Source organism: Streptomyces sp. BR123 (assembly GCF_013401435.1).
Lineage (GTDB): Bacteria > Actinomycetota > Actinomycetes > Streptomycetales > Streptomycetaceae > Streptomyces.
In genome coordinates this window covers 1-7,939 of sequence record NZ_JACBGN010000313.1, presented here as the reverse complement: position 1 = coordinate 7,939, position 7,939 = coordinate 1, and the positions used below count along the sequence as shown (strand labels likewise).

The window sequence follows — 7,939 nt, the reverse complement described above, 5'->3', positions numbered from 1 at the left end:
GGCGGTCCAGGGGGAGCGCGGCGGCGGGGGCCCCGCCCACCGACTCCTGCCAGTGGGCGGCCGCCCGCTGCCCCGCCTCGGAGGCGGTGTACCGCAGCTCCTCGGCCGCATGGGCGGCGTAGGCGTCCGGCGGGACGGGCCGCCGGCGGGGCTCGGTGCCGGCGGCGAGGGCCTCGTAGGCGTCGAGGACGTCGCGCACCAGCAGCCAGCGGGAGGTGAAGTCGCTGACGATGTGGTGGGCGGCGGTGACCAGCGCCCAGTCCTCGTCGGTGCGGCGCAGCAGCACCACCCGGAAGGCCCCGGACTCCAGCCGGAACGGGCGGGCCCCGGCCTCCTCGGCGGCCGCGTACAGGGCGGCCTCGTCCGCGCCGGCCAGGTCCCGGAACTCCATGCGGACCAGCGGCTCGCCGGAGACGGTGCGGCGGGCCCCGGCGGCGGTCCCGGTGAACACCGAGCGCAGCAGCTCCTGGCGGGCGCCGACCGCGGTGACGGCGGCGGCCATCGCAGCGGGGTCGACGCGGCCGCGCAGCCGCAGCGGCATGACGATGTTGTAGGCGGAGGCCTCGGGGGCGACCTGGTGGGCCGTCCACATGGACTGCTGGATCGCCGTCAGGGGCAGTGCCCGGACCTCGGCGGCGGTGCTCATCCGCAGCCTCCCGCGTGGCTCATGTCGGTGGTCCGGCCGGCGCCGACGACGGCGAGGCCGGCCTCGGCGGGCTGCCCGGCCGGGGCGGCCGGGGCTGTCGGCAGGCCGCTGTCCGCGAAGGAGGCGGCGAAGGAGGCGGCGAAGGAGGCGACCCGGTCCAGGCCCCAGTAGGGCTCGCTGCCGTGGATGAAGTAAGGGACCCCGAAGACCCCGTCGCGGTGCACGTCCAGCAGGGCGCGCACCCCGCGCTCGCGCAGCCCGGGGCTGTCGGCCGCGGCGGCGACGGCGTCGCCGTCCAGGCCGATCCCGGCAGCCAGTTCGGCCACGGTCGCCGGGTCGCAGATGTCGCGGCCCTCCAGCCAGCGGGCCCGGCCCGCGCGGGCCACCCACTGCCGGCCGAGCCCGGCGTCGTCGGCGAGGAACCAGGCCAGGTGGGCGGGCTCCCACCACGGGGAGCGGTCGGTCGGCCAGGTCAGCGCCAGCCCGCGGTCGGCGGCCAGGCGGCGCACGTCGCGCAGGATGTAGAACTGCTTGGCGCGGGTCATCGGGGTGTACGGGAACTGCCCGCCGGCCTCGTCGAGCAGTCGGGCGCTGGTCTCGTCGGGCTCCCAGAAGGGCCGCCACTGGAGGCGGTCGAGGAGCTCGGGGTGATCGCGCTCCAGGTCGCCGAGGGCGAAGAAGTTGTAGGGGCTGCGCAGGTTGAAGTAGAACCTCGGCGGTTTGGCGGCACGGCCGGCCATGGCACTCTCTCTCCTTGGTGACGGACCGACGGCTTCGGCCGGCGGGACGTCGGCGGGTCGGTCGGCGGGACGTCGGCGGGACGTCGGCGGGTCAGACGACCAGGCCGCCGTCGATGGCGAAGACCTGCCCGGTGATGTACGCGGCGCGGTCGGAGGCGAGGAAGGACACCAGCTCGGCGACCTCGTGGGCCTCGCCGAAGCGGCCCAGCGGGATGCGGGCGGTCATCTCCTTGGCGTGCTTCTCGGACAGGCCGCCGACCATGTCGGTGGCGATGAACCCGGGGGCGACGGCGTTGGCGCGCAGTCCGCTGCGGCCGGCCTCCTTGGCGAGGGCCTTGGTGAAGCCGGTGATCCCCGCCTTGGTCGCGGAGTAGTTGCTCTGGGTGGCGTGGCCCGCCGCGGCGACCGAGGACAGGGTGACGATGACGCCCTTGCGGCGCTTCATCATCGGGAAGGCCAGGGCCTTCGCGAAGTTGAAGGTGCCGTCGAGGTTGGTGCGGACCACCGCGTCCCAGTCCTCGTCCCGCATCATCGCCAGGTGGCCGTCGCGGACGATCCCGGCGGCGGTGACCAGTACGCCGACCGGGCCGAGGAGGGACTCGGCCTCCGCGGTGAAGGCCCGGACCCCGGCCCGGTCGGTGACGTCGACCCGGCGGGCCAGCACCCGCGCCCCGTGCTCCTCGGCCGACTTCGCGGCGAGGGCCGCGGCATCCTCGTCGGACCGGTAGCAGAAGGCCACGTCGTGGCCGTCGCGCGCCAGGGTTTCCACCACGGCCCGGCCGATGCCGCGGGAGCCGCCGGTGACGAGGGCTACCGGCCTCGGTGTCTCGGACATGGGAGATGCCTCTCTGTCTGCTGTCGTCGGGAAGGGGGGTGCGGTCGTCGGGCGTCGGGCCGTCGCCGTACGGACGGCCGGCGCGCAGGCGGGCAGGCCGCAGGCGGACAGGCGGGCGGCAGGCGGCAGGCGGCAGGCGGCTGCTCAGCCGAGCCGCAGCAGCGTGGCGCCGACCGTGCCGTCCCGGTCCAGGGCGGTGACCAGCGCGAGCCGGTCCACCAGGGCGGCGCGCGCCCCGCCCGCGGCCAGGACCGCGGCCAGCTGGAAGGCGGCCGAGGCGGCGGTGGCGTCGCCGACGAGGGGGCGTACGGCGATCCGCTCGCCCGGGATCCCGTCGAGCGCGGAGTCCTCCTGCTTGCCGAGCAGCCCGGGCGGGGTGCCCGGCGCGACGACGGCGATGTCCTCGGGTGCGGCCTGCGCGTCGGCGAGCACCTCGGCGATGCAGCGGGCCAGTGCGGTCCCGGCCCGGCCGGTCTCGGGGAAGGCGCGGAAGCGGGAGCCGAGGACGGTGGCGAGCACCGGGCGGCCGCCGTCGCGGGCGGCCCGCGCGCTCTCCAGCAGGAACAGCGCGGCCCCTTCGCCGAGCGGCCCGGGGGCGGCCCCGCCGTGGTCGGCGACGTGCTCCAGGCGGGCCCGCTGGACGGAGAACTCCTCGGCCGCACCGGCCAGCAGGGCGGTGGCGTGGCCGCCGCGCAGCAGCCGGGAGGCGTAGTTCAGGGCGAGGAGCCCGGTGGCGGAGCCGCCGGAGACGGTGACGTTGGGGCCCTTGAGGGTGTGCCGGATGGCGCTCTGCCCGGTCGGGCAGTTCATCACGGTGTTGGGGAAGCGGGCCGGGTCGACGAGGTAGGGCTTCTCCCCGGTCAGCGCGTCCCGGGTGAAGTCCATGATGGACTGGACGCTGCCGGAGGTGCCGAGCACCAGCCCGGTCTTCTCCGGGTCGGCGGCCAGGCCCCGGCCGAAGTCCTCCAGGAGCGCGCCGACCGTGATGACGGCGATCCCGGTGGCCCGGTCCATGGAGCGGGTGCCCTTGCGGCCGAGGACGGTCTTGACGTCGAAGTCGGGGATCAGGCCGGCCCGCCCGTACGGGACCGGCCAGCGCCCGGCGTCCACCGGGGCGAGGGCGGCGGCCCCGCCGAGGATCCCCTCGGCGAACGGCTGCCGGCCCAGCCCGTACGGGGAGGACACGGCCCAGCCCGAGACGACGAGCTGCTGTGCGGGGTCGTCCGCCCGTGTGCTCATACGGCTGCGCTCCTCTCTTCTTCCCAGCGGCCGAGGACGAGTACGGCGTTGTTGCCGCCGAAGGCGAGTCCGTTGTTCTGCACGACCCTGAGGTCGGCCTCCACCGCCTCGTTGGGCACGCAGTCCACGCCGCACTCGGGGTCGGTGGTGCGGTGGTTGACGGTGGGCGGGATGAAGCCCTCCCGCAGGGCGAGGGCGCAGGCCGCCGAGGCCAGGGCGCTGGCGGCGCCCATGGTGTGGCCGATCATCGACTTGATGGAGACGGTCCGCGGCAGGTCCTCGCCGAACACCTGGCGGATCGCACCGACCTCGGTGACGTCGTTGGCCTTGGTGCCGGTGCCGTGCGCGGAGATGAAGTCCACGTCGGCGGGGGTGATCCCGGCGTTGGTGTGCGCGGCCGTGATGCAGCGGGCGATGGAGTCCCGGTCCGGGGCCACGGGGTGGCTGGCGTCGCAGGACAGCCCGTACCCGAGCACCTCGGCGTGTATGCGGGCCCCGCGGGCGAGGGCGGACTCCAGGGATTCCATGAGCAGGATCCCGGCGCCCTCGCCGGTCAGGATGCCCTGCCGGTCGGCGTCGAAGGGCCGGCAGACGTCCGGGGCGATGGTGCCCAGCCGGTAGAAGCCGGTGAACGTCTTGCGGCACAGGGCGTCGGCGCCGCCGCACAGGGCCATGTCGACGTCCCCGGAGCTGATGGCGTCGTAGCCGTAGCCGACCGCGTAGTTCCCGGCGGCGCAGGCGGTGGGGACGGTGACCGTCTCCACGTCCTCCAGGCCGAGTTCGCGGACGATGCCGGCGGAGAGCCGGCCGGGCCAGACGCGGCGGGCGACGACCGGGTCGAGGACGTCGTCGCCCTCGGCGACCTGGAGCCCGGTGAGGTGGTCGAGGTCGCGGGACTCGCCGTCGGTGGTGCCGACCGAGACCAGGGTGCGCCTGGCCCGGACGTCCGCCTCGGCGAGGCCCGCGTCGGCCACCGCCATCCGCGCTCCGGCGACCGCGAACTGGGCGGCCCGCCCGAGCTCGTCTGCGGGCAGCTCGCGCAGCCAGGCCTCCGGCTCGAAGTCGGTGATCTCGCAGGCGTTGGAGTGTGCGAAGCCGGTGGTGTCGAAGGCCCCGATGGGCTTCGCCCCGCTGCGTCCGGCCCGCAGGCTCCGTGCGAAGGCGTCGACTCCGGTACCGATGCTCGTCACGACACCGAGCCCGGTGATCACCACCCGGTGCCGGGCAGCGCCCGGCTGCCCCGTCGCGGCCGTCCGGTCGCTCACTTGCCCTCGGCCTCCGCGATCACGGCGTACACGCCGGCGAGGTTGACCATGCGGCTGAGCTCGGCCTGCTCCAGGGAGAGGCCGAAGACCCTCTCCAGCGAGGCCAGGATCTCGATGGTGCGCAGGGAGTCGGCGTCGTGCTCCTCCTTGAACAGGCTGGTCTCGGTGACCTCGTCGAGGTCGAGTTCGAGGATGTCGCAGACGATTTCCTTGATCTGCTCCTTGCGCCCGGCGTCCAGGACGTGGATCTGGGTGGTCATCTGATTCCTCCGGTGACGGTCGGTCGGTGGCTCGTGGGGGCGGGGCTTCTGTACGGGGTTGTGCGTGAGGGGGGCGTGGTGCAGTGAGTCGATGCTGGGCGGCGCCGCTATCCGTGGGCTATATCCACCAGGGCCGGGGCGGTGCCCGGCGCGAGGGGCTCCTTCCACAGGTGCGACACCTCGCCGAAGTGGCGGTACACCCAGGCGTCGTCGTAGATCGTCTCCAGGTAGCGGTCGCCGCCGTCGGGCAGGACGAGCACCACGTTGGAGCCGGGCACGATGTCCGGGGCGATCCGCTCCAGGGCGGCGACGACCGCTCCGGAGGAGCCGCCCGCGAGCACGGCCTCGCGGCGGACGAGCTGCCGGCAGCCCACGACGCAGTCGAGGTCGCCGACGTGGATGACCCGGTCGGCGTCCGCGGGCCGCAGCAGGCGGGGGACGACGGAGGCGCCGTGGCCCGGGATGAGCCGGGTGCGGCGCTCGGGCGGGGCGAAGAGCACACTGCCGATCGCGTCGACCGCGTTGACGGTGGTGTTCATGCCGCTCCGGCGGATGTACTCGGCGCAGCCGCCCAGCGTTCCGCTGGTGCCGGCCGCGACGACGAGCTGGTCGACGCGGTGGTCGAGGGCCTCGGCGATCTCCCGCATCGTGGTCTGGTGCGCGAGGGGGTTGAGGGGGTTCGCGTACTGGTCGGGCCAGTACGCGTCGGGGGTCGCGGCGACGAGGTCGGCGACCCGGCGCAGCCGGGCGGGCAGCAGCTCGCCGGTGGCCGGGTCCGGGTCGGTGACGATCTCCACCTCGGCCCCGTAGGCCCGCAGGATGGCGACGTTCTGACGGGTCGTCCGGGCGTCCACCACGCAGATGAGGCGCAGTCCGGCGTAGGCGCAGATCTGGGCGAGGCCGATCGCGAGGTTGCCGGAACTCGACTCGATGACGGTGGACCTGCCGGGGACCAGGTCCCCTGATCTTATCCGCGCGAGCACCATCGAGAGGGCCGAGCGGTCTTTGATGCTTCCTCCGGGATTGAACCGCTCCACCTTGGCGAACACCCGCGAGCCGAGGCCTGGCAGCAATCGCTCCAGTTCGATGAGCGGAGTTCCTCCCACGGTGGAGAGGATTCCCTTCGTCCCTTCGTCGTACGGCATGTGAGGCAGCCATCCTCTGCTGGGAGTTTCGGGGGCGGTGAGATACGACAACGCCATCGAGATTCGGCCGATCCGCTATACGACCGCCATACGGCGGCTTATAGGTGGCGCATAGCAGAGGGCCGGAATCTTTCGTCACCGCACAGCGGAATCCCATCGGACGGAAGAGAGAGTCCTCCCTATGACCGGCACCGACGCGCGCATCAAGAAAGTCGTCATCCTCGGCGGCGGAACCGCCGGCTGGATGACCGCGGCCTATCTCGGCAAGGCCCTGCAGGGCACCACGGAGATCACGGTGCTGGAGGCGCCGGCGATCGGCCGGATCGGCGTGGGCGAGGCGACCGTCCCGAATCTGCACCGGGTCCTCTTCGACTACCTCGGGATCGCCGAGGAGGAGTGGATGCGGGAGTGCAACGCCAGCTTCAAGATGGCGGTCCGGTTCGTGAACTGGAGAACCGGCGGCACGGGACAGCCCGAGGCGCGCACCCTGGACGACGGCGGGCCGGACCACTTCTACCACCCCTTCGGCATCCTCCCCGACCACGACAACACGCCGATGTCGCACTACTGGGCCAAGCGCAAGCTGGAGGGGCGGACGCAGGAGCCGTTCGACTACGCCTGCTTCCGCGAGCCCCCCGTCATGGACGCGAAGAAGTCCCCGCGCCGGCTGGACGGCACCGCCTCCACCCGGTACGCCTGGCACTTCGACGCGGCCCTGGTCGCCGACTTCCTGCGCCGGTTCGCCACCGAGAAGCAGGGCGTGGTCCACGTCCAGGACGAGATGACGCACGCGGAGCAGGACGGGCGCGGCTTCGTCACGGCCCTGCACACCAAGGCCAGCCGGGTCCTGGACGCCGACCTGTTCGTCGACTGCTCCGGCTTCCGCGGCCTGCTCATCAACCAGGCCCTCGGCGAGCCGTTCATCGACATGAGCGACCACCTGCTGTGCGACAGCGCGGTGGCCACCGCCGTCCCGCACGACGACGAGGCGAACGGCGTCGAGCCGTACACCTCCGCCATCGCGATGTCCTCCGGCTGGACGTGGAAGATCCCGATGCTGGGCCGCTTCGGCACCGGCTACGTCTACTCCAGCAGGTTCGCGTCGAAGGAGGAGGCGACGCGGGAATTCTGCGACCTGTGGGACCTGGACCCGGAGACGACGAAGTTCAACCACGTGAAGTTCCGGGTCGGCCGCAACCGGCGCGCCTGGGTCAACAACGTGGTGAGCATCGGCCTTTCCTCCTGCTTCCTGGAGCCGCTGGAATCCACCGGCATCTACTTCATCACCGCGGCCATCTACCAGCTCGCCAAGCACTTCCCGGACAAGAACTTCCACCCGGAGCTGGCGAACAGCTTCAACCGCGAGATAGAGGTGATGTTCGACGACACCCGCGACTTCATCCAGGCGCACTTCTACTACGCGCCGCGCAACGACACGCCGTTCTGGAAGGCGAACAAGGAGCTGACGCTCCCGAAGAACATCCAGGAGAAGATCTCCGCCTACAAGGCCGGCCTTCCCATCAATTCGCCGATCGCCGACGAGTCCACGTACTACGGCAACTTCGAGGCGGAATTCCGCAACTTCTGGACGAACGGCAGCTATTACTGCGTCTTCGCCGGGCTCGGCCTGGAGCCGGACGCCCCGCTGCCGGTCCTCGCGCACAAGCCCGAGTCCGTGGCCGGCGCCGAGGCCCTGTTCACCAAGGTCAAGCAGGAGCAGCAGCACCTGCTCGACACCCTGCCGAGCACCTACGACTACCTGCGGCAACTGCACGGCAAGCAGTAGCCGCCCCTCCCCCGCCCCCGTCC

At 72.6% G+C, this 7,939-nt stretch carries 8 protein-coding genes; 1 reads left to right on the top strand and 7 read right to left on the bottom strand.

Features of this window, described 5'->3' with window-relative positions; translation table 11 throughout:
* The 7 genes from HYE82_RS30945 to sbnA form a co-directional block, all read right to left on the bottom strand.
* A partial coding sequence (locus HYE82_RS30945; protein WP_256987919.1) for a condensation domain-containing protein occupies window positions 1–646 on the bottom strand: 646 nt, incomplete at its 3' end.
* Entirely contained in the window at window positions 643–1,386 is a 744-nt protein-coding gene (locus HYE82_RS30940; protein ID WP_179177512.1) for a 2-hydroxychromene-2-carboxylate isomerase, read from the bottom strand. The genes HYE82_RS30945 and HYE82_RS30940, both read right to left, overlap by 4 nt.
* A 91-nt stretch (window positions 1,387–1,477) precedes the next feature.
* Window positions 1,478–2,221 carry a 3-oxoacyl-ACP reductase FabG gene (gene fabG, locus HYE82_RS30935; protein WP_179177511.1) on the bottom strand — a complete coding sequence of 248 codons (744 nt, stop codon included), beginning with the start codon at window positions 2,219–2,221 and terminating at the stop codon, window positions 1,478–1,480.
* 144 nt (window positions 2,222–2,365) lie between these two features.
* Complete coding sequence (locus tag HYE82_RS30930) at window positions 2,366–3,460, bottom strand: beta-ketoacyl synthase N-terminal-like domain-containing protein (protein ID WP_179177510.1); 1,095 nt, start codon at window positions 3,458–3,460, stop codon at window positions 2,366–2,368.
* Entirely contained in the window at window positions 3,457–4,725 is a 1,269-nt protein-coding gene (locus HYE82_RS30925; protein ID WP_179177509.1) for a beta-ketoacyl synthase, read from the bottom strand. The genes HYE82_RS30930 and HYE82_RS30925 overlap by 4 nt, the downstream gene beginning before the upstream one ends.
* Window positions 4,722–4,985 carry an acyl carrier protein gene (locus HYE82_RS30920; RefSeq protein WP_179177508.1) on the bottom strand — a complete coding sequence of 88 codons (264 nt, stop codon included), beginning with the start codon at window positions 4,983–4,985 and terminating at the stop codon, window positions 4,722–4,724. The genes HYE82_RS30925 and HYE82_RS30920 overlap by 4 nt, the downstream gene beginning before the upstream one ends.
* A 107-nt stretch (window positions 4,986–5,092) precedes the next feature.
* Window positions 5,093–6,130 (bottom strand): 2,3-diaminopropionate biosynthesis protein SbnA, encoded by a 1,038-nt coding sequence (gene sbnA / locus HYE82_RS30915; protein ID WP_179177507.1) that lies wholly within the window; start codon window positions 6,128–6,130, stop codon window positions 5,093–5,095.
* A 181-nt stretch (window positions 6,131–6,311) separates the two neighbouring features.
* Between sbnA and HYE82_RS30910 the strand changes: the two genes are divergently transcribed.
* Window positions 6,312–7,916, top strand: coding sequence for a tryptophan halogenase family protein (locus HYE82_RS30910; protein ID WP_179177506.1), 1,605 nt, complete (start codon window positions 6,312–6,314; stop codon window positions 7,914–7,916).
* The last annotated feature ends 23 nt before the right edge of the window (window positions 7,917–7,939 follow it).

Bases quoted from the DNA above. Each gene is read 5' to 3' on its own strand.
- HYE82_RS30930 (WP_179177510.1), bottom strand. From the start codon at position 3,460: ATGAGCACACGGGCGGACGACCCCGCACAGCAGCTCGTCGTCTCGGGC.
- fabG (WP_179177511.1), bottom strand. From the start codon at position 2,221: ATGTCCGAGACACCGAGGCCGGTAGCCCTCGTCACCGGCGGCTCCCGC.
- HYE82_RS30920 (WP_179177508.1), bottom strand. From the start codon at position 4,985: ATGACCACCCAGATCCACGTCCTGGACGCCGGGCGCAAGGAGCAGATC.
- HYE82_RS30910 (WP_179177506.1), top strand. From the start codon at position 6,312: ATGACCGGCACCGACGCGCGCATCAAGAAAGTCGTCATCCTCGGCGGC.
- sbnA (WP_179177507.1), bottom strand. From the start codon at position 6,130: ATGCCGTACGACGAAGGGACGAAGGGAATCCTCTCCACCGTGGGAGGA.
- HYE82_RS30940 (WP_179177512.1), bottom strand. From the start codon at position 1,386: ATGGCCGGCCGTGCCGCCAAACCGCCGAGGTTCTACTTCAACCTGCGC.